Genomic DNA, 20986 nt, shown 5'->3' with positions numbered 1-20986 from the left:
TGTCAGTTGCCCTCAATCGAGACCAGGCATTACAAGAAAATCGGGAGACATCATGCGTAAATTCACTGCGGCGCTAGGCGCCGCCGTTGTACTGGCCGTGGCCGCAGCACCAGTCCTGGCCCAATCCGGCGAATCCCAGACCGTCACGGCCGCAGCCGAAAAGCTGCGTGTCGCCATGGTGGATCCGGACCAGGCCACCTTGTCTGGCCTGGTGGCCGACTCGTTGAGCTATGGCCATTCGGGTGGCCGGATCGATACCAAGACCAGCTTTATCGGCGACCTGCTCGACAAGAAGTCTGACTTTGTCAGCATCAACATCACCGAGCAGACCGTCAACGTATCCGGCGATGTGGCCGTGATCCGTCACACGCTGGCAGGTGAAACGCTCGATAACGGCAAGTCTGGCACCGTGCTGCTCAAGGTGCTGCAAGTGTGGCAAAAGCAGGCCGGCCACTGGAAGCTGATTGCACGCCAGGCGGTCAAGGCAGCCTGATTCAGCTTGACTGAAATGAAGTCGGACATTGTTAGGATGTCCGACTTCGCCACCATCTCTTATTGATCACAACGATTGATCACAACGATTGATCACAGCGCTCCGCGCAGTACCGGCAGCAGGTCATTCTCGGACACGGCAACATTGTCGAATGTTACGGTGCCGCTGGCCGTGGTGCGCTGCCCGAACGACGACCAATCGTCCACCACGATCAGGCCCGCGGCGTCGCGCGGCACCCAGACCTGCACAGGGCGTTGCTCGTCATCGATTGCGCGCACCGGCGGCGAAACCCTTGGCAACGTCGCGCGCTACATCGAGCGCCTCGGCATCATCGGCAATGCGATGGAGGGGAAGGTCAGACAGATTCGTCATGAGGCATCGGCTGCGAGTACGCGACCGGGTCTACGGACACGCCGCACGAATCCAAACGATGCTTTTCAACGGTCGATATGCGTAACGCGGCGGTGCCATCGTTGCAGGGTATGACTTCCTGTACCATGTTGGCTTGACGTCGCCGTACGCCAGCCTGATGGCATTTTTCAACTGGATGCACGGCGCGGTTCTCGGGACCACCATCCAAAGTGACTGAACGCACGGCCCCTTCCGAAGATGTACTGGCTGCGCTGCGCGCTGCCACCGCCGGACGACACAACGCGCTGGACCGCGCGATGCCGCTGTCCCATGATTCGCCCACACTCGACGACTATCGGGACCACCTGCTGATCCTGCGCGCCTGGCTGGCACCGCTGGAGCGCTGGCTGGCGCGCTTCGGCGATGGACCCCAGGATCCCGCGCGGCTGGCGCAGGTTGCGCGCCTGCCGGTGCTTGAACAGGACCTCGCGCACCCTGCCACCCCCGCTGGCGGCGTTGCGATACCCGATATCGACGTCACTGCCCTGAGCAACCACGCCGCGTACCGCTGGGGACTGTGCTACGTGATAGAGGGCTCCCAGCTTGGCGGTGCGGTGTTGTATCGGAGCCTGTCCGGGCGGCTTACGCCACATCCGCTGCAATATCTGGGTGGCGGCAGTGCGCCTGGCCCACGTTGGCAGCAATTTTTACAAGCACTGCGTGCCAGCGTTCGCGAACGTTCGGAGATCGCACTGGCCTGCGCAGGCGCCCAGCGTGCATTCGACGACCTGCTCGCGCGCGTTCCCGCCGACGCGGCAAACGCGCGCTAGACGGTGACCACCATGCCGGGCGTGGAGCCGAGTATCCTGCAACCACAGTCCGTGGACACCACCGCGCTGTTCGAGGCGCTCCCCGAGCCTTATCTCGTCCTCAATTCCCGACACGAGGTGATCGCAGCCAACACGTGCTATCTGGCGATGGCCGGCAGGTGTCGCGAGGATGTTGTCGGCAGGTCGATCTTCGACATCAACCCGACGCTCTCGGAAGTCCAGATGCTGGCTCGCCGCGAGTGGCTCCAGGCTACGCTGGGTGCGCTGGAAGTGGGCGAATCGCGTCTCTCGCCCCTGATTCGGTATGACGGCTATCCGGCCGGCAACGGCAATGGCGAGCGTTACTGGCAAGCCAAGGCCACGCGCCAGGAGCTTGGCGGCGGGGAAATGGTGGTGATTCTGCAGGTCAACGATGTCACCGACCAGATTGTGCTGACCGAGCAACGTCGACGTGAAAACGCCAAGCTGCGCTCACAGGCGAGGCTGCGCAAGTTGCTGGTTGACGAAGCCAATGCTGAACTGCAGTCGCATCGCGAGCGGCAGGAGGAACTGCTTGCGTTCGCCAAGGTAGGTGCGTGGCAGCTCGACATCGCAACCGGCGCGATCAATTGCACTGACCAGTGCAAGGCCAACATGGGCCTCGCGCCTGATGACACCATTGACGAAGCGCGCGTGTTCGGCGAGCTGATGCATGTGGAGGATCGCCGCTTCGTCCGCGCCGCAATGGACCGCGCCGTCGCTTCGCAAACGCATTTCGAGGTCGAATATCGCGTCAACTGGCGCGACGGCTCCATGCACTGGCTGATGTCGCGTGGCGCGGCACGCTATCTGCTCGATGGCAGCGCGCAATCGCTGTTCGGCTTCACGATCGACATCACGGCCCGCAAGGCGTCCGAGCTGCGCTACCAGGCGATTGCCGAGGAAGAACAACGCGCCCGCGAGGTGAGCGAGCGTGGCGCACGTGCCATGGACCATTTCGTGGCGGCGGTCAGCCACGAACTGCGCTCGCCACTGCATGCCATCCTGTGGTGGACTACGCTGCTGGAACGCGGGACCGACCCGGCTCATGTGGGACGGGCGGCGCAGGTCATCGAGCGAAATACGCGCCAGCTCGCACGCATGGTCGACGACCTGCTCGACAGTGGCGCGATTGCCACCGGCAAGCTTTCTGTCGAGCTGCGACCACTCGACATGGGCGCGCTTGCCGCTACCGTGGCCGAAGACTTGCGTCTCGACGCCGAATCGCGGCTGGTCTCGCTGATCGTGTCCGATCTGGTGCCATGCACGGTGATGGGTGACGAGAACCGGCTCAAGCAGGTTGTCTTGAACCTGCTTAGCAATGCGTTGAAATTTGCCGAACGAGGCACCGTGGAAGTGGCCGTCACGGTCGATGGCGACCATGCAGTGCTGTCGGTGCGCGATTCAGGAGTGGGCATTTCACCCGAGGCCCTGGAACGGATCTTCGAAAGGTTCGAACAGGCCCATCACGACCGCACCAACCGCGCGCCGGGACTCGGGCTCGGACTATGGATGGTGAAAAACCTCGTGTTGATGCACAACGGCACCGTGAACGCCCACAGCGAAGGGCTTGGCAAGGGTGCCACGTTCCGTGTACGACTGCCGCTCGCCCGATACTAGCGCGTATAAGGCGGCGGTTCGTTCAGTACCCCCCAGAACACCCCGAGGTCATTGATGGCATCCATGAAATCGTCGAACTCCACCGGCTTCACAACGTAGGCGTTCACACCCAGGTCATAGCTCTTGAGCAGGTCACGCTCCTCCCGCGAAGACGTCAGCATCACCACCGGAATGCGGCGCAGCCGCTCATCGGCGCGAACCTCGCGCAACACCTCGTGACCATCCACCTTGGGCAGTTTCTTGTCCAGCAGGATCACCGCCGGATTCTCCTCCGCGCGGTCCGCGTAGGCACCTTCGCGGCGCAGAAAATCCAGCGCCTCGGCGCCATCGCGCACCGAGACAACCGGATTGGCGAGGCGGCTCTTCTGCAACGCAATCAGCGTCAGCTCGATATCGTCAGGGTTGTCTTCCACCAGCAGGATCGGCCTCAGCACGCTCATTCTCCATATTCGTCAAATCTTTCAACACCGGCCGGTATGGCTGGCCGGACGATACGGCCGCCAGCCGTGCAGCAGCCTCCGCGGCCGTCTCGTTGACGCCGGCCGTACCTTCAGGCACGAAATCGCGCGGCAGCGAAAACCAGATCGTGGCGCCACGATCTGGCTCGCCTTCGGCCCAGGTCCTGCCGCCATGGCGTTCGACGATCCGGTGCACGCTGGCCAGCCCAATGCCGGTTCCGGGAAACTCCTCGACCCGATGCAGCCGCTGGAACACGCCAAACAGCTTGTCGGCATAGCGCATGTCGAACCCGACGCCATTGTCGCGCACATAGAACACATCATGCCCCGCCAATGCGCCATCGCCCGGAACCATGCCCAACTCGATGGTGGCGGCCGGACCGCTTTCATCGATGCCGCGCGTGCCAGTGAATTTTATCGCGTTGGCGATCAGGTTCCGCAATACCACATCCATCAGTACCGGATCCGCCGTCACCACGCCCAGTGCGCCAAACTGATACTGCAGGCGCCGCGTGCCAATTTCCTTCGACTCCTCGCCCAGCAGGCGCTCGGCCAGCGCACGCAGGTCGACACGCTGCGGACGCAAGGCCGCCCGTCCCATCTGCGAAAACGCCAGCAGGTCGTCGACCAGCTTGCCGCCGAAACGTGCCTGCGCCATGATCCGGTCCACAAAATGCTTGCCACGCTCGGACAGGCGGCTGTGGTCCATCTCGCGCAAGAGATCGGCAAAGCCTACGATATGGCGGAGCGGTGCGCGCAGGTCATGCGAGACCGAGTATGAGAACCCCTCCAGTTCGCGATTGACGCGCCCAAGCTCCAGCGCCAGCTGCGCCAGTTCTTCGGCCCGCTTGAGCACGATGCCAAGCAGCGCCCCGCGAAATTCCGCGGCAACCTCGAGTTCGGCCGCACGCCACGGTGCCGAACGTCCGCGTACCGTCTGGGTCCAGGCCTCGAAGCTCTCACGTGGCGACAGCGACGCGGACAACGACAACAATTTGGCACGCGGATCGCCCGCCCAGCGGATCGTGCGCACCACCTCGGCCCGAAACCAGATCACGTAGTTGCGGAACATGCGCGACAGCGATACCACCAGCATGCCCGATGCTTCCGACCCCATGCCGCATGCCTGTGCATCAGGCCACGCCACTGACAGTTGGTCGGTGGCATAGACCTCATCGCTGCGCGCATCAAGCCACGCCAGAAGTTTTTCGATAGCTGCGTCATCGGGCGCATCGCCCAGTCTTGCGATGCGTCCCTCGAACACCGCCACGGCACCGGTGGCCCCTACCAGTGCCAGCAGGTCCTCCGTATCTCCGGCGATGGACTCGACAAAGTCATCGGTATTGGCCATCGAGGCCAGCAATTGGGTCTGCCGCCTGCGTAGCGCGAGCCGGTAGTCGGCCTCTGCGTGATCTTCCTTCGCCTCCACCTGTAGCGACAGCACCTGCGCGACGTGCTCGCACGCCGTACGTACCTCGAACGACGGTACAAGCGCCGTGTGGTGATGGCACGAGATCAACCCCCAGAGCCGGCCACGCACCACAATCGACATCGACATCGAGGCCCATGTCCCCATGTTTTTCATGTACTGCACGTGTACCGGCGAGATGCTGCGCAGCGATGCAAATGTCAGATCGGTGGGCTTGCCAGTCGCCGGGTGCAATGCCGGCACCAGCGGCTCGGCCACGTAGCCGGCATCGGCAATCAGCCGGATACGGTTGCGCACATACAGCGCCCTTGCCTGCGCCGGGATGTCAGAGGCCGGGAAACGCTGGTCCAGGTAGGTTGCGTAGCCCGGTTCGGCGGCCTCGGCAATGACGTGGCCGTGCCCTTCCTCGTCAAACGAATAGACCATGGTGCGACCGAAACCCGTGATGCGATGGATTTCCTCGGCGGCCAGCCGGGCCAGCCCCACCACGTCATCAACGCCCTCCAGCCGGTTGATGAAGGTACGCACCAGCGGATACATCGACGCGAACACATCGGCGGTGCCGCGTGCCGGCTCAAGCTCGACGATGCGCAAACCCTGGTACGCATGGACAACGATCGCCAGCGGCGAATACGTGTCCAACCCACTGCGCCCGTTGCGCGGATCTTCGATCGAGCCGGCGTACAGCGGAATGCCTTCCGCCTCCAGCAGTTCCAGCGCATCACGCACCAGTTTCGCACCCGTGCCGATAAGTTCGGCCAACGGCTTGCCAAGCACCGCGTCGATCTCGGCACCGGCCAGCAGCGCCACATTGCGGCTGGCCTGCACGACGATGCCATCGTCGTCGACACTCATGAGAAATCCGTGCGGCTGGATACCGCCAGGAATATGAATCGGCTCCCTCGCGCAATTGTCAGCCAATGTACTTGCCATCGAGGTGGGGTCGTGGCCCATGCTTGCTCCGCCGGTACGCATGCGGCGATTCTCGCACAGCCGCCGCGCCGGCGCCGGCATTGGACGCAATTGACAGTGACCCACACAGCCAATCGGTAAGAACTACAAATCCACAAGCTCCGGTTATGTCCTCGGCGATCTCCCCTCCAGCAGCGGGAGGGGAGCTTTTATTCACGACCCTTGCCCGAACGCGCTGAACTTCTGCGCCAGGAACTCCACGAACAGTCGGATGCGCGACGACAACTGGTGCCGTTGCTGGTACACCGCGTAGATATTTGCCTCGGGCGTGGCGTACTGCGGCAGCACCTGCACCAGCCGCCCGCTGCGCAAGTAGCGTTCGACATCCCACTCGGCGCGCAGGACGATGCCGTGACCTTCCAGCGCCCAGTTCACGGCAATCTCGCCATCGTTGGTGGTGAGATTGCCGCGTACATGGATTGCGTCGGTGCGCGCCTTGGCACCCTTCACGGGCGTAAGCCGCCAGACGCCATATGCATCGCTGCCTTGCCGGATGCCGATGCAGTTGTGGCGCGGCAAGTCGGCCGGCGACTGCGGCGTGCCGTGCTCGCGCAGGTATCTGGGCGACGCGCACAGCAGGCGCCGGTTTGGCGCCAGGCGCCGGGCCACGATGCGCGCATCGGGCGGTTCGCCGAACCGTACACAGACATCGAACGCATCCTCGGACAGTGGTGGCGGATCTGCCGACAACTGCAGTTGCACGTCCACATCGGGGTACATCCGGCTGTACTCGGAAATCACCGGCGCCACGTGCATGCGGCCAAACCCCAGCGTTGCATTCACGCGCAGCAGGCCGCTGGGGCGCCCCTTGGCACTGGTCAGCAACTGTTCAAGGTCGTCGATCTCGCCGAGTATCCGGCGCGCATGTTCCAGGAAAACCTCGCCCTCCGGGGTCAGGCTCATGCGGCGTGTGGTGCGTATGAGCAGGGGCATGCCGATACGGCCCTCCATCTGTGCCAGGCGCTTGCTGACCGCCGCGGTGGTAATGCCCAGGTCGCGGGCGGCCGCACTCAGGCTGCCGGCCGTTGCCACGGCGGCAAAGAACCCCAATTCCGTGGGCTGGATGGCGCTGCTCGATGCCATTTTGTCTTTAACTTCCAGTTAAGAATGGTTTAACTTTAGTGCCGATCCAGAACCTCGTCTAGCGTCCAGAATCCGTTCCACGCACTCAGCGGTGAATCTGAAACCAGACCAGGAGACACAGATGAAGACCTACAAGATCGCAACCATTCCCGGCGACGGCATTGGCAAGGAAGTGGTACCGGCCGGCCGTGAAGTCATGGAAGCACTGACCGCCGCAGGCGCCGGCTTCCGCTTCGAGTTCGAGGATTTCGACTGGGGCGGTGACTACTACCGCAAGCACGGCGTGATGATGCCCGCCGACGGCCTCGACGCGCTGCGCGACAAGGATGCGATCCTGTTCGGCTCGGCTGGCGACAACCAGATTCCGGACCACATCACGCTGTGGGGCCTGCGCCTGAAGATCTGCCAGGGCTTCGACCAGTACGCCAACGTGCGCCCGACGCGAATCCTGCCCGGCATCGATGGCCCGCTCAAGCGTTGCGCACCGGAAGACCTGAACTGGGTCATCGTGCGTGAGAACTCCGAAGGCGAATACTCGGGCGTGGGTGGCCGCGTGCACCAGGGCCATCCGATCGAAGCCGCTACCGATGTCTCGATGATGACGCGCGTGGGTGTGGAGCGCATCCTGCGCTTCGCATTCAAGCTGGCGCAGTCACGGCCACGCAAGCTGCTGACGGTGATCACCAAGTCCAACGCGCAACGCCATGCGATGGTGATGTGGGACGAAGTCGCGGTGCAGGTAGCGAAGGATTTCCCCGACGTCACGTGGGACAAGGAACTCGTCGATGCCGCCACCGCACGCATGGTGAACCGTCCGAAGACGCTCGACACCATCGTGGCCACCAACCTGCACGCCGACATTCTCAGCGACCTGGCCGCAGCGCTGGCCGGCAGCCTGGGCATTGCCCCGACCGGCAATATCGATCCGGAACGCCGTTATCCGTCGATGTTCGAGCCGATCCACGGGTCCGCGTTCGACATCATGGGCAAGGGCCTGGCCAATCCGGTCGGCACCTTCTGGTCCGTGGTCATGCTGCTCGAACACCTTGGCGAAACCTCCGCCGCGCAACGCGTAATGGCCGCCATCGAAGCCGTGACCGCCAACCCCGCGCTGCATACCGGCGATCTCGGTGGCACCGCGAAGACCGTCGACGTGACCAAGGCGGTCTGCGACTTCCTGGCTGCGAACAAGCAGGCCAAGGCCGCCTGAGCCGCCATCGCGGGGCCTGAGCTCAGGCCCCGGCCTCACCTGTAGCACCCTTCGCGCCCGGTAACCGCCGGGCTGCCGGCAGGCGCGCGCCTTGCGTACGCGCCTGCACCCTTGCGGGCACCAATAACGGCCACCAGAGCCCCGGACCGCGAGCGACTCACCTCGAATCAGCAGGAGACAGCCATGATTCAAAGGCTATTGGGCAAGCTGTACGTGCAGGTACTGCTGGGCGTGTCCGCCGGCATTGCGCTCGGCGTGTTCTATCCCGAACTCGGCAGCAGCCTCAAGCCGTTCGGCGACGTATTCATCAAGCTCATCAAGATGGTCTTTGCACCGATCATCTTCGCCACCGTCGTGCTTGGCATTGCACGCATGGAGAACATGAAGGAGCTGGGTCGCGTTGGCGTGCGTGCCCTGCTCTACTTCGAAATCCTGTCCACGTTCGCGCTGGCCCTTGGCCTGATCGTCGTGAACCTGGTGCAACCAGGTGCCGGCATGAATGTCGACCCCGCGCACCTGGACACCAAGGCCATCGCCAACTACACCCATGCAGCAGAAAAGCCGCACTCGTTCATCGATTTCCTGATGAACATGGTGCCGACCAGCGTGATCGACTCGCTGGCCCGCAACGACATCCTCCAGATCCTGGTCTTCGCCACGCTGTTCGGCATTGCGTTGTCGCATATCGGCCCGCGCGCCAAACCCGTGGTCGATTTTCTCGATTCGTTCACGCACGGCATCTTCTCGATCGTCGGCATGGTCATGCGCCTGGCGCCACTGGCCGCGTTTGGTGCGATGGCCTTCACGGTCGGCAAGTATGGCCTGGGCTCGGTGGTCTCGCTGGCCAAGCTGATGGGCACGATGTACGTCACCTGCTTCCTGTTCGTGGTGATCGTGCTTGGCGGGGTGGCGCGCATATCCGGGTTCAGTCTCTGGAAGTTCCTGCGCTACATCCGCGACGAACTCTTTACGGTACTGGGCACCAGCTCGTCGGAATCGGTCGTGCCGCAACTGATGCGCAAGCTTGAGAATGCCGGCGTTTCCAAGCCCGTGGTGGGCCTGGTCGTACCGTCCGGCCTTACGTTCAACCCTGACGGCCAGTGCATCTACTACACGATGGCCGCCATCTTCATCGCCCAGGCAACCAACACTCCGTTGACGCTGATGGACCAGCTCGTGGTGCTTGGCGTGCTGCTGCTGACATCCAAGGGCTCGGCCGGCGTTACCGGTTCCGGCTTTATCACGCTGGCCGCCACGCTGGCATCGATGGGCAAGATCCCGGTGGCCGGCATGGTCTTGCTGCTGGGCGTGGACCGTTTCATGTCCGAAGCCCGCGCCATCACCAACACGATTGGCAACGCGGTGGGTACGCTGGCCATCGCCCGCTGGGTAGGCGCCATCGACCAGAAGCAACTGGAGGATGCACTCGACGGCAAGATCGTGGACGACCCCGAAGTACTGGTCGAGCCCGCGCAAGCGCCATCGCTGGGCACACGCCTGTCTCGTGCCGCCGATGCGCACGCCGGCCTGATGCACTGAAGGCAGATAACGATGACCATCGATACCACGCAGGCGCGCACACTGTTGCGCGGCATGTTCGACGCCGCCATCGCCGCCGCGCAGCCATCGCTGACGCTGGCGCGCTACCTGCCCGAACCGCCGAAAGGACGCACGATCGTGATCGGCGCCGGCAAGGCATCGGCAGCCATGGCTCAGGCTTTCGAAGCAGCCTGGCCGTGGCCGCTGGAAGGGCTGGTGGTCACCCGCTACGGCTACGCCGTGCCGTGCGAACGCATAGAGATCGTGGAGGCCGCACATCCGGTACCCGACACCGCCGGCCATGCCGCCGCGCGCCGCATGCTGGAACTGGTGGCCGGCCTAAGCGAAGACGACCTGGTAGTCAGCCTGGTGTCCGGCGGCGGATCGTCGTTGCTGCCGTTGCCGCTGGCGGGCATCTCGCTCGAAGACAAGCAGGCCATCAATCGGGCGCTGCTGAAGTCGGGAGCGACGATTACCGAGATGAACTGCGTGCGGCGTCATCTGTCGGCCATCAAGGGCGGGCGCCTGGCCGCCGCGTGCCATCCGGCGCGGGTCTGCAACCTGCTGCTTTCCGATGTCCCTGGCGATGATCCCATCGATATCGCCTCGGGCCCTACCGTGGCTGACCCAACCACGCGGCAGGATGCGCTCGACATCATCGGCCGGTATGGCCTGGAAGTGCCCGCGCACATCATGAACGTACTGCGCGCCGATGCGGCCGAGACCGTCAAGCCTGGCGACACACGACTGCCGCGCATCGACACCACGCTGATTGCCACGCCACGCATGGCATTGGAAGCCGCCGCCGCGGTGGCACGCGATGCGGGATTGCCCGTGTTTTTGCTGGGCGATGCCATCGAAGGCGAAGCCCGCGACGTGGGGTTGGTGCTGGGCTCGATTGCCCTGGAAGCAGCCGGCCATGAATTGTTCCCCACGCCTTGCGTGCTGCTGTCCGGCGGTGAGACCACGGTCACGGTGCGCGGCAAGGGCCGCGGCGGCCGCAATGTGGAGTTCCTGCTGGCACTGGCGCTGACGCTGCGCGGCAGCCCAGGCATCCACGCGCTGGCCGGCGACACCGACGGGGTGGACGGCCAGGAAGAGATTGCCGGTGCCGTCCTCACGCCCGATACCTTGCAGCGCGCCTGGAAACTCGGCATCCGTCCGCAGGACGCACTGGCCAACAACGACGGCCATGGATTTTTCGAAGCATTGGGCGATGCCGTGATCACAGGCCCGACGCTGACCAACGTCAACGATTTCCGCGCGATCCTGATCGCGCCCTGATTGGAGTCATTGCTATGAGACGCCTTCGCAACGCGAAGATCGTGGCCACGCTGGGACCCGCCAGCACGTCACCCGAGGTGATCGATGCACTGTTTGAAGCCGGTGCCGATGTATTCCGCCTGAACTTCAGCCATGGCAGCCATGCCGATCACAAGCAGCGGCTCGATACGATCCGCGCCATCGAACAGGCGCGTGGCCGCCCGATCGGCGTGCTGCTGGACCTGCAGGGTCCCAAGCTGCGCATCGGCACGTTTGCGAATGGACCGATCGAACTGGCCGCCGAGGCGCCGTTCCGTCTTGACCTCGATATCGACACCCCGGGCACCACCGAGCGCGTAGGTATGCCTCACCCGGAGATATTTGCCGCGTTGCACGAGGGCGCCGAACTGCTGCTAGACGACGGCAAGATCCGTTTGCGTGTCGACCGCTGCGGTCCCGATTTTGCCAACACCACGGTATTGAACGGCGGCCCGCTGTCCGACCGCAAGGGCGTGAACGTGCCCGGCGTGGTACTTCCACTGTCGGCCATGACCGAGAAGGACCGGCGCGATCTGGATTTCGGCCTGACGCTTGGCGTGGACTGGATTGCGCTGTCGTTCGTACAGCGCGCCGAAGACATTCGCGAGATTAACGCGATCGTGCAGGGCCGCGCCGGCATCGTTGCCAAGCTCGAAAAGCCCGCCGCGATCCAGAGCCTGGAAGCCATCGTGGCCGAAGCCGATGCGGTGATGGTGGCGCGCGGCGACCTTGGCGTGGAAATGCCTGCCGAGCAGGTGCCTTCGTTGCAGAAGCAGATCGTACGTGCGTGCCGCAAGGCCGGGAAACCGGTGATCGTGGCCACGCAGATGCTGGAATCGATGATCGCCGCGCCAGTGCCCACGCGCGCCGAGGCATCGGACGTAGCCACCGCAATCTATGACGGTGCCGACGCGGTGATGTTGTCGGCCGAATCGGCCTCGGGCCGCTATCCCCTGGAAGCCGTGAAGATGATGAACAGCATCATCACGCGCACCGAATCCGATCCGCTCTATCACGACGCCATCCAGGCCTCGCACACGCCACCGCGCGCCGAAGCTGCCGATGCCATTGGTCATGCGGTGCGCCATGTGGCCGGCCTGCTCAAGGTGCCGGCCACCGTGGCCTACACCAGCTCCGGCTATTCCGCGCTGCGCATGGCGCGCGAGCGGCCCGAAGTACCGATCCTGGGCATGACCCCGCGCATCGCCACCGCCCGCCGGCTGGCGCTGGCCTGGGGTGTACATGCGGTGCTGTGCCATGAAGTCGTCGATGTGCTCGAAATGACCGAACTCGCCAGCCGCACCGTGTTGAAGGAACGGTTCGGCCAGAGCGGCCAGTCGATCGTCATATCCGCCGGCCTGCCGTTCACGGTCGCCGGCACCACCAATCTGCTGCGCATTGCGCAGGTGCAATAAGGCAAGCCACCATGTCAGTCATCCAGGAAGTGCGCGGCTACGAGTTTCTTGATTCGCGCGGCAATCCCACCGTGGCGGCGCAGGTGCTACTGGCCGATGGCAGCAAGGGTTTTGCCGCCGCGCCTTCGGGAGCCTCCACGGGCTCCCGCGAAGCGATCGAGTTGCGCGATGGCGACCCGCAGCGCTATGGCGGCAAAGGCGTGCGCAACGCCGTGGCTCACATCAACGTCGACATTGCCCGCACTCTGGCCGGCATGCACGCAGCGCACCAGGCCGAGATCGACCAATGCCTGATCCGGCTCGATGGCACCGTCGACAAGTCGCGTCTGGGCGCCAATGCTCTGCTGGCCGTGTCACTGGCAACCGCGCACGCCGCCGCGGCATCGCAAGGCGTACCGTTGTATCGCACGATCGGGGCAGCCGAGCGCAGCATGCGTCTGCCGATGCCAATGATGAACATCATCAACGGTGGCGCACATGCCGACAACAGCGTCGACATGCAGGAGTTCATGATCCTGCCAGTGGGCGCTCCGTCCTTTTCCGAAGCGGTGCGCTGGGGTGCCGAGGTGTTCCACACGCTCAAGTCCTTGCTCAGGCAGCGCGGCTTCTCTACCGCGGTGGGCGACGAAGGCGGCTTTGCACCGGACCTGAAGTCGAACGAGCAGGCGCTTGAAGTCATCATGGAAGCGATTGCGTCGGCCGGTTTCGCGGCGGGCCGCGAGATCGCACTGGGGCTCGATGTCGCCAGCTCGGAGTTCCATCGCGACGGCGCCTATGTACTGCAGTCGGAGAACCGCAGTTATGACGCGGCGGGCTTTGTCGACCTGCTGGCCAGCTGGGTCGCGCAGTATCCGATCGTCACCATCGAGGACGGCATGGCCGAGGGCGACTGGCAAGGCTGGAAGCTGCTGACCGATCGCCTTGGAAAGCGGGTGCAGTTGGTGGGCGACGACCTGTTCGTCACCAACACCGCCATCCTCGGGGAAGGCATTGCATGCGGCGTGGCCAATGCCATCCTGATCAAGCCAAACCAGATCGGCACGCTGACCGAAACGCTGGCCGCCATCGACATGGCGCAACAGGCCGGCTATGCATCGGTGATCTCGCACCGCTCCGGTGAAACCGAAGACACCACGATTGCCGACCTGAGCGTCTGCACCGCTGCCACGCAGATCAAGACCGGATCGCTGTCGCGCTCGGACCGCATCGCCAAGTACAACCGCCTGCTCTACATCGAGGCGGAACTCGGTTGTGCAGCGACGTTTGCGGGCCGAGACGCGTTGCCGGTTGCGATCTAGCCGGGCAGTCCCTTACCCCGGCACCGCCATCAGCACCATCAGCACCATCACTACAACAAGAGGAGACACAAGCATGCGTACATCACGAACCATCCGCCAACTGTGTGGCGTGTCGTTGCTGGCCATCGGGCTCGGCGTGGCATCGGCAGGCATGGCCCAGGAATGGCCGGCCAAGCCGATCAGCCTTGTGGTGCCGTTTCCTTCGGGCGGCACCACCGACATCCTGGCGCGCGCGCTCGGCGACCAGTTGTCGAAGAACCTCGGTCAACCGGTCATTGTCGAGAACCGTCCCGGTGCCGGCGCCACGGTGGGCGCCGACTATGTGGCCAAGGCCAAACCCGATGGCTACACGCTGCTGATGGGCGCCGTCCATCATACGATTGCCATCAGCGTCTACCGCAAGCTGCCCTACAGCTTCCAGAAGGACCTGGCTCCGGTGTCCACGCTGGCAATGGTGCCAAACGTGCTGGTCATCAATGCGGCAAAGACCCCTGCCAGGAACGTAGCAGAGCTGGTGGCGCTGGCGAAGAAATCGACACCGGAACTGTCGTACGGGTCGAATGGCAACGGCACCGCGCAGCACCTGATTGGCACGCAGTTCCAGGCGGCTACCGGCACCCAGTTGCTGCACGTGCCGTACAAGGGCAGCGGACCGCTGACCACCGATCTGCTGGGTGGCCAGGTGTCGATGTCGTTCGACACGCTGACCACGGTGCTGCCGCATATCAAGGGCGGCAAGCTCAAGGCGCTGGCAGTGACTACCGCCAAGCGCTCCAGCGCATTGCCCGATGTGCCCACGTTGGAAGAAGCCGGGCTCAAGGGCTTCGATATCGGCACCTGGTTTGGCGTGCTGGCACCGGCGGCCACGCCGAAGCCGATCGTCACGCGCCTGAATGCCGAGATCGTCAAGATCGTGAACTCGCCCGACTTCCAGCAGCGCATGCTGGCCGCCGGTGCCGAACCCATGCCAAGCACGCCTGAAGCGTTTGCCAAACGCATCAATGACGAAACGGTGAAGTTCGCGACACTGGTGAAGGAAGGCAAGGTGACGATCGAGTAGCCCAAGGGCCTTCCCGGCCCCAACGGGTTTTCCCGGACTGTCCCGTCAAGCAAAAAAGTTGTCCCGGATAGTCAAACCGCAAGCCGTCATTCCTAGATACTTCGCTCGTCGCGATCAGACCCTCAGACCGCGACCACGCTTGATCCAGGAGACGGTTTCATGTTCGGACTACGTTCCACACGTCCACAATCGACGGCCGGCGCCAACGGTGCCCGGCCGTCACGCTTCTACCCGTGGCTGGTCTTTGCCCTGAGCTTTGGCCTGCTACTGTCGGACTACATGTCCCGCCAGGTACTGAATGCGTTGTTTCCGCTGCTCAAGGCGGAATGGGCACTCAGCGACGCCAGCCTTGGCGCACTTGGCGGCGTGGTGGCGCTGATGGTCGGCATCCTGACGGTGCCGCTGTCGATCCTGGCCGACCGCTGGGGTCGCGTACGCAGCCTGACGCTGATGGCCGTGCTGTGGAGCGTGGCCACGCTGGGTTGCGCGGTGGCCAACTCCTATGGCGAGATGTTCGTCGCGCGGCTGTGTGTCGGCATTGGTGAGGCTGCTTATGGCAGCGTTGGCATTGCGTTGGTGCTGTCGGTATTCCCGCGCCATCTGCGTGCCAGCCTCAGTGCCGCGTTTATCGCCGGCGGCGCGTTCGGCTCCGTGCTCGGCATGGCGCTGGGCGGCGTGATTTCCGCGCATTTCGGCTGGCGCTTTGCGTTTGCCGGCATGGCGATCTTCGGACTGGTACTGGTCGGGTTCTACCGGCTTCTTGTCACCGAACGTGGCCTGCAGAAGCAACGCCAGGCGCTGGGCGAGCAGGACCAGGCCGAACCCCGGCACCGCATGATGTCGCTGCGCGCACTCGCCAGCGCGCTGTTCTCTTCGCGATCGATACTCTGCGCCTATGTCGGCAGCGCCCTGCAACTGCTGGTCATGGGATCGCTGCTGGCCTGGATGCCAAGTTACCTGGGCCGCTACTACGGCATGTCCACCGAGCATGCCGGCCTGGGTGCCGCGTGTTTCGTACTTGCAGGCGGCGCCGGCATGATCGTGTGCGGTGCATTGACCGATCGCGTGGCGCGCGTGGCGCCGGCACGCAAATGGCTGATGGCCATGGCGTACAGCGTGATTTGCTTCGTGCTGCTGGGCGTGGCCTTCCATATGCCGCCCGGTGCAGCGCAACTGGCGCTGGTGGCGGGCGGCATGCTGCTGGCCGGTGGCAGCGCCGGCCCGGCCAGCGCGGCGGTGGCCAACCTGACCGATCCGAGTATCCACGCCAGCGCATTTGCCACGCTGACCCTGGCCAACAACCTGCTGGGGCTGGCCCCCGGACCTTTCGTGACCGGCTTGCTGGCCGACCACATCGGCCTGGCCGGCGCGCTGCAGTGGCTACCGCTCACTGGCCTGCTTGCCGCCATCTGCTTTGTGGCCGGACGACGCACCTACGTTGCAGACCTGCAGAAGCTCTCGCAACGGCATCGGCCCGCCTGATTCGCGCTCGTTTGCGCTTGTACCGCACCCGTTTTACCCCACTACTGAAAACAAGAGAGGAGACCTTCCTTATGAAGTTCCAGCGCATCGCCCTGGCCGCGTTGCTCACCTGCACGGGGAGCGCCTTCGCACAATCGAGCGTCACGTTGTATGGCGTGGCCGACATCAATGTCGAGTACGCCAACCACGTGGGCAACGTGCCCGTCGCGTCAAACGGTTTCAACCCCGGCCCATCCAACAATGTCTACCGCATGAACTCCGGCGGCATGGCCGGCTCGCGCTGGGGCCTGCGTGGCACCGAAGACCTCGGTGGCGGCCTGAAGGGTGTGTTCGTACTGGAAAGCGGCATCAGCCTCGACAATGGCACGCTGCAGCAGAGCGGTCGCCTGTTCGGACGTCAGGCCTTTATTGGCCTGAACAAGGCCGGCATCGGGCAGATCAGCCTGGGGCGGCAATACACCTCGATGTTCGAGGCCCTGGCCAACTTCTCGCCCACCGCGTATGCCACGCAGTATGAACCGGTGGTGCTGCAATCGGGCGCCAACTTCCGTGAGGACAACACGATCAAGTACACCGGCCAGTTCGGTCCGGTGACGGCGCTCGCGCACTGGTCATTTGGCACCGGCCTGGCGTTGCCGGCATCGGTAGGCATTCCCACGCCGATCGGCGGCAACGGCGAAGTGCCCGGCGCGTTCCGGCGCGATACGGCCTACGGCGCGGCCGTGGCATGGTCGGGCGGCCCGCTCGGCCTGACCGTTGGTTATGACCAGTGGAATCCCACCATCGGCGCCAGCAGCGGCACGATGAAGAAGGCGGTCATCGGCGCCAGCTACGCGATCAACAATGTGGTCAAGGTCATGGGTGGCTATCGCTGGGGCCAGAACAAGAACGCGTCCGGTACCGTGATCCAGCGCGACGACTTCTACTGGATCGGCGCGAACTATCAAGTCACACCGGCGGTTGGGCTCACGCTCGAATACAACTATGACAACATGAAGAACCTGTTCGGCACCAACGCGCCGAACCCGTGGCAGGTGGCATTCGTGGCCAACTATGCGTTCTCGAAGCGCACCGATGTCTATCTGTCCACCGCCTATGCTAAGAACGCGGGCCTGATGCTGGAATCGCTGGGCACGGTGTATGCCAACAGCCTGTCGCTCGGCAACAGCTATGCGCTAGCCAACGGCCAGAGCAATATGCTTGGCGTGGCGCTAGGCATCCGCCACAAGTTCTGAGGCGCAAAAAAAACCGGAGCAATCGCTCCGGTTTTTTTCATCTCGACTCCACTCAACTCACCACGGAATCCGTCGGCCGGTTGTGGTTGTGGTTGCCGTTCTCGCCCTCTTCATCGGGCCACGAACGGCCCACCATCCATTCGTAGAGCGTGGGCAGTACGATCAGCGTCAGCAGCGTGGCCGTGATCAGGCCGCCGATGATCACGATGGCCAGCGGGCGCTGCGTTTCCGAGCCGATGGCACGCGAGATCGCCATCGGGAACAGGCCCAGCATGGCCAGCATGGCGGTCATCAGCACCGTGCGCAGGCGGTCCATCGAGCCCGTCAGCACGGCCTGGCGTACCGGCATGCCTTCGTCGCGCAACTGGTTGAAGTAGGTCACCATCACCACACCGTTCAACACTGCCTGGCCGAACAGCGCGATAAAGCCGATCGCCGCCGATACCGACAACGGAATGCCAGTCAGGAACAGCGCGAACACGCCACCGATCAATGCGAACGGAATGTTCGAGATGATCAGCGCCGCGCTCTTGAACGACTGGAACGCGTTGAACAGCAGCAGGAAGATCAGCAGCACCGACAGCGGTACCACGATCGACAGGCGTGCCATTGCGCGTTCCTGGTTCTCGAACTCGCCTGACCAACCGATCTTTACATCCTCGGCGTTGACGTTCTTCTTGACCAGCGCCTGCATGTCCTTCACCACGCTACCCATGTCGCGGTCGTGGATGAAGATGCCGATCGACGTGGTGCGCTGGCCGTTCTCGCGGCTGATGTTCATCGCGCCCGAAGCGGCACGGAATGTCACCAGTTGCGACAGCGGCACCTGCGCGCCATCGGCGGTCTGCATGAAGATGTTCGGCAGGTTCGGCAGTTCGCGCTCGCCCGGTTTCAGGCGCACCACCACGCTGAAGTGCTTTTCACCCTCCCACAGTTCCGTGGCGGCCTTGCCGGCCAGCGCGCTTTCCATCATGTCCTGCACGTCGGCCACGTTGATGCCGTAGCGGGCCGCCTGTGCGCGGTCGAAGTCCAGCACGTACTGCGGCAGTTCGCCGTCGCGGTCGATGAACGCACGCATCACGCCCTTGACCGACTGCACATTGGCCAGGATCTGGTCGGCCACCTTCTTGTTGTGCTCAAGGCTGTCGCTCTGCACCTTGATCACGATCTGGCCCTTGATCTGCGAAATGCTCTCAAGGATGTTGTCGCGCACCGGCTGCGAGAAGTTAGGTTCGATGCCCGGCAGCTGTCGCAGGTTGCGGTTGATTTCCTCGATGATCTTGCGCTTGTCGTAACCAGCGCGCCATTGCTTGTCGCTCTTCAGATCGACCAGGATCTCCACGGTGTTGATCAGCTTCGGATCGGTACCGTCGTCGGGACGGCCCACCTTGGAGATCGTGGTATTCACCTCGGGCGTCTTGCGGATGACACCGCGCAGCAGGCGGGCCTGGTCGCGCGCCTCGTCCAGCGACACCGATGCCGGCAGGTCGAAACTCACCCACATCGAGCCTTCATCCAGTTCGGGCAGGAACTCGCTGCCCAGGAACTTGCCCACACCCACCGTGGCTACCAGCATGCCCAGCGCAATGCCCACCACGGTCTTCTTGTTGTCCAGCGCCCAGGCCAGCATCGGTTCGTAGATCCGCTTGCAGTGGCGCACTACGAAGTTGTCCTCGTGGGCGATGTTCTTCTTGAGCAGCAGGTGGCACAGCAAGGGCACCACGGTCAGCGACAGGATCAGCGAACCGATCAGCGCGCCAGTCACCGTATAGGCCATCGGCGCGAAGATCTTTCCTTCGTGACGCTGCAGCGTGAAGATCGGAATGTGCGCTGCGATGATGATGATCATCGAGAACACGGTCGGACGGCCCACCTCGGTGGTGGCCTGCAGGATTGCATAGAGCCGCGCCTTGTTGTCCTTGATCTGCGCTTCCTTGAGCTCGCCCAGCCGCTTGAAGATGTTCTCGACGACGATCACCGCGCCGTCGACGATGATCCCGAAGTCCATCGCGCCCAGTGACAGCAGATTGGCCGGAATGCCCACCCAGGTCAGGCCGATGAATGTCGACAGCAGCGAAAGCGGAATCACCAGCGCCACGATTGCCGCGGCGCGCACATTGGCCAGGAACAGGTAGAGCACGGCCATCACCAGCAGTGCCCCTTCCACGAGGTTGCCGAATACCGTGTGCAGTGTCTTGTCGATCAGCGTGGAACGATCGTAGTACGGCACGATCTTGACGCCCTTGGGCAGGATCTGCGAATCGAGCACGTCGATCTTCTGCTTGAGCGCCTCCAGCACCACGGACGGGTTCTCGCCCTTGCGCATCACCACGATGCCCGAGACGATGTCGTTCTCGTCATCCTGGCCCATCAGGCCCTGCGGCGGCGCGGAGCCGACCTTCACCTCGGCAATGTCCTTGACCAGGATCGGCGTGCCGTTGTTCTCGGCCACCACCACATTGGCGATGTCGGCAGACGAACGGAAGCTGCCCAGCGAACGCAACAGGTACTGCTGGCGGCCATGCGCCACCGCGCCACCGCCGGCATTGGAATTACCGCGCTGCAGCGCCGTGAACAGTTGCGACAGCGAGATCTTGGCATCGCGCATGCGGCCAAGGTTGGGGTTGACTTCGTACTGCTTGATCGAACCGCCGATGGTCACCACATCGGCCACACCAGGCACCTGGCGCAGGTTCTTCTCCACCACCCAGTCCTGCAGCGTGCGCAGTTCCTGCGGGGTATAACCCTTGCCGGTCAGGCGAAAACGGAAGATCTCGCCAATGGCCGTGGATAGCGGCGCCAGTTCCGGCTGCACGCCGTCGGGCAGGTCCACGCCGCGCAGCCGCTCGATGATCTGCTGGCGTGCGGTGATGTCGGTGGCCTTGTCATTGAAGGTCACCATCATGAACGACAGGCCGAACTGCGTGTGCGAGAACACGCGCACTGAATTCGGCGTACCGGCCAGGGCCGTTTCGATCGGAATCGTGACCTGCCGTTCTACCTCTTCGGCGGCCCGGCCCGGGTACAACGTAATGATGTTGACCTGGATGTCCGAGACATCCGGGAAGGCCTCGATCGGCAGGTTCTTGAAGGCGGCCAGGCCGCCCGCGACAAAGATGACCAGGCCGAGCCAGACGAACAGCTTCTGGTGCAGCGCAAAATTGACGATACGTGAAATCATGAGGCTGCCG

The 20986-nt window shown here is 63.6% G+C and carries 15 protein-coding genes and 1 pseudogene; 11 read left to right on the top strand and 5 right to left on the bottom strand.

The annotated features are described in order from the left end of the window. Window positions 1–52 precede the first annotated feature (52 nt). Entirely contained in the window at window positions 53–493 is a 441-nt protein-coding gene (locus tag ACO550_RS29190) for a DUF4440 domain-containing protein (protein WP_315595641.1), read from the top strand. A 110-nt stretch (window positions 494–603) separates the two neighbouring features. Here the strand turns inward: ACO550_RS29190 and ACO550_RS29185 are convergent. Then, a pseudogene (locus ACO550_RS29185) lies at window positions 604–774 on the bottom strand (SfnB family sulfur acquisition oxidoreductase); the annotation flags it as partial. Between the two features lie 300 nt (window positions 775–1074). Here ACO550_RS29185 and ACO550_RS29180 point away from each other — a divergent pair. Further along, the gene (locus ACO550_RS29180) at window positions 1075–1674 is read left to right on the top strand and encodes a biliverdin-producing heme oxygenase (protein ID WP_315595642.1); all 600 of its coding nucleotides are present in this window, start codon (window positions 1075–1077) and stop codon (window positions 1672–1674) included. A gap of 12 nt (window positions 1675–1686) precedes the next feature. Then, complete coding sequence (locus ACO550_RS29175) at window positions 1687–3312, top strand: PAS domain-containing sensor histidine kinase (protein ID WP_315595643.1); 1626 nt, start codon at window positions 1687–1689, stop codon at window positions 3310–3312. On the opposite strand, the gene ACO550_RS29170 is transcribed toward ACO550_RS29175, so the two are convergent. From ACO550_RS29170 to ACO550_RS29160, 3 genes are all read right to left on the bottom strand, one after another. Then, window positions 3309–3746 (bottom strand): response regulator, encoded by a 438-nt coding sequence (locus ACO550_RS29170; RefSeq protein WP_315595644.1) that lies wholly within the window; start codon window positions 3744–3746, stop codon window positions 3309–3311. The genes ACO550_RS29175 and ACO550_RS29170 overlap by 4 nt on opposite strands. Then, on the bottom strand, window positions 3709–6153 hold the full coding sequence (locus ACO550_RS29165) for an ATP-binding protein (RefSeq protein ID WP_315595645.1): 2445 nt from the start codon (window positions 6151–6153) through the stop codon (window positions 3709–3711). Before ACO550_RS29165 ends, ACO550_RS29170 begins: the two co-directional genes overlap by 38 nt. A gap of 171 nt (window positions 6154–6324) precedes the next feature. Next, window positions 6325–7254, bottom strand: a complete 930-nt coding sequence (locus tag ACO550_RS29160) for a LysR substrate-binding domain-containing protein (RefSeq protein WP_315595646.1) — start codon at window positions 7252–7254, stop codon at window positions 6325–6327. A gap of 121 nt (window positions 7255–7375) precedes the next feature. Here ACO550_RS29160 and ACO550_RS29155 point away from each other — a divergent pair, with 121 nt between their 5' ends. The 8 genes from ACO550_RS29155 to ACO550_RS29120 all read left to right on the top strand — a co-directional run bounded on the left by ACO550_RS29155 (window position 7376) and on the right by ACO550_RS29120 (window position 17795). Further along, the gene (locus ACO550_RS29155) at window positions 7376–8464 is read left to right on the top strand and encodes a tartrate dehydrogenase (protein WP_315595647.1); all 1089 of its coding nucleotides are present in this window, start codon (window positions 7376–7378) and stop codon (window positions 8462–8464) included. 183 nt (window positions 8465–8647) lie between these two features. Further along, on the top strand, window positions 8648–10003 hold the full coding sequence (locus tag ACO550_RS29150; RefSeq protein WP_315595648.1) for a C4-dicarboxylate transporter DctA: 1356 nt from the start codon (window positions 8648–8650) through the stop codon (window positions 10001–10003). Window positions 10004–10015: 12 nt separating this feature from the next. Then, window positions 10016–11287, top strand: a complete 1272-nt coding sequence (locus ACO550_RS29145) for a DUF4147 domain-containing protein (RefSeq protein WP_315595649.1) — start codon at window positions 10016–10018, stop codon at window positions 11285–11287. A gap of 14 nt (window positions 11288–11301) precedes the next feature. Further along, window positions 11302–12720, top strand: coding sequence for a pyruvate kinase (gene pyk, locus ACO550_RS29140; RefSeq protein ID WP_315595650.1), 1419 nt, complete (start codon window positions 11302–11304; stop codon window positions 12718–12720). Between the two features lie 11 nt (window positions 12721–12731). Then, window positions 12732–14018, top strand: a complete 1287-nt coding sequence (gene eno, locus ACO550_RS29135) for a phosphopyruvate hydratase (RefSeq protein ID WP_315595651.1) — start codon at window positions 12732–12734, stop codon at window positions 14016–14018. Window positions 14019–14091: 73 nt separating this feature from the next. Beyond that, window positions 14092–15078, top strand: coding sequence for a tripartite tricarboxylate transporter substrate-binding protein (locus ACO550_RS29130; RefSeq protein ID WP_315595652.1), 987 nt, complete (start codon window positions 14092–14094; stop codon window positions 15076–15078). A gap of 159 nt (window positions 15079–15237) precedes the next feature. Further along, window positions 15238–16560 (top strand): MFS transporter, encoded by a 1323-nt coding sequence (locus tag ACO550_RS29125; protein ID WP_315595653.1) that lies wholly within the window; start codon window positions 15238–15240, stop codon window positions 16558–16560. A 71-nt stretch (window positions 16561–16631) separates the two neighbouring features. Continuing rightward, window positions 16632–17795 (top strand): porin, encoded by a 1164-nt coding sequence (locus ACO550_RS29120; protein WP_315595654.1) that lies wholly within the window; start codon window positions 16632–16634, stop codon window positions 17793–17795. Between the two features lie 52 nt (window positions 17796–17847). Here the strand turns inward: ACO550_RS29120 and ACO550_RS29115 are convergent, their stop codons facing one another. Then, a complete protein-coding gene (locus ACO550_RS29115) occupies window positions 17848–20976 on the bottom strand; it encodes a CusA/CzcA family heavy metal efflux RND transporter (protein ID WP_315595655.1) in 3129 nt (1042 codons plus the stop codon). Between the last annotated feature and the right edge of the window lie 10 nt (window positions 20977–20986).

This window comes from Cupriavidus sp. (assembly GCF_057315035.1).
The sequence above is the reverse complement of the archived record's forward strand: the minus strand, read 5'-3'. Positions and strand labels throughout refer to the sequence as shown.

Coding starts and splice junctions, on each gene's coding strand:
- ACO550_RS29125 (WP_315595653.1), top strand. CDS start 15,238: ATGTTCGGACTACGTTCCACACGTCCACAATCGACGGCCGGCGCCAAC.
- ACO550_RS29165 (WP_315595645.1), bottom strand. CDS start 6,153: ATGGGCCACGACCCCACCTCGATGGCAAGTACATTGGCTGACAATTGC.
- ACO550_RS29145 (WP_315595649.1), top strand. CDS start 10,016: ATGACCATCGATACCACGCAGGCGCGCACACTGTTGCGCGGCATGTTC.
- pyk (WP_315595650.1), top strand. CDS start 11,302: ATGAGACGCCTTCGCAACGCGAAGATCGTGGCCACGCTGGGACCCGCC.
- ACO550_RS29150 (WP_315595648.1), top strand. CDS start 8,648: ATGATTCAAAGGCTATTGGGCAAGCTGTACGTGCAGGTACTGCTGGGC.
- ACO550_RS29130 (WP_315595652.1), top strand. CDS start 14,092: ATGCGTACATCACGAACCATCCGCCAACTGTGTGGCGTGTCGTTGCTG.
- ACO550_RS29190 (WP_315595641.1), top strand. CDS start 53: ATGCGTAAATTCACTGCGGCGCTAGGCGCCGCCGTTGTACTGGCCGTG.
- ACO550_RS29160 (WP_315595646.1), bottom strand. CDS start 7,254: ATGGCATCGAGCAGCGCCATCCAGCCCACGGAATTGGGGTTCTTTGCC.
- ACO550_RS29120 (WP_315595654.1), top strand. CDS start 16,632: ATGAAGTTCCAGCGCATCGCCCTGGCCGCGTTGCTCACCTGCACGGGG.
- ACO550_RS29115 (WP_315595655.1), bottom strand. CDS start 20,976: ATGATTTCACGTATCGTCAATTTTGCGCTGCACCAGAAGCTGTTCGTC.
- ACO550_RS29175 (WP_315595643.1), top strand. CDS start 1,687: ATGCCGGGCGTGGAGCCGAGTATCCTGCAACCACAGTCCGTGGACACC.
- eno (WP_315595651.1), top strand. CDS start 12,732: ATGTCAGTCATCCAGGAAGTGCGCGGCTACGAGTTTCTTGATTCGCGC.
- ACO550_RS29155 (WP_315595647.1), top strand. CDS start 7,376: ATGAAGACCTACAAGATCGCAACCATTCCCGGCGACGGCATTGGCAAG.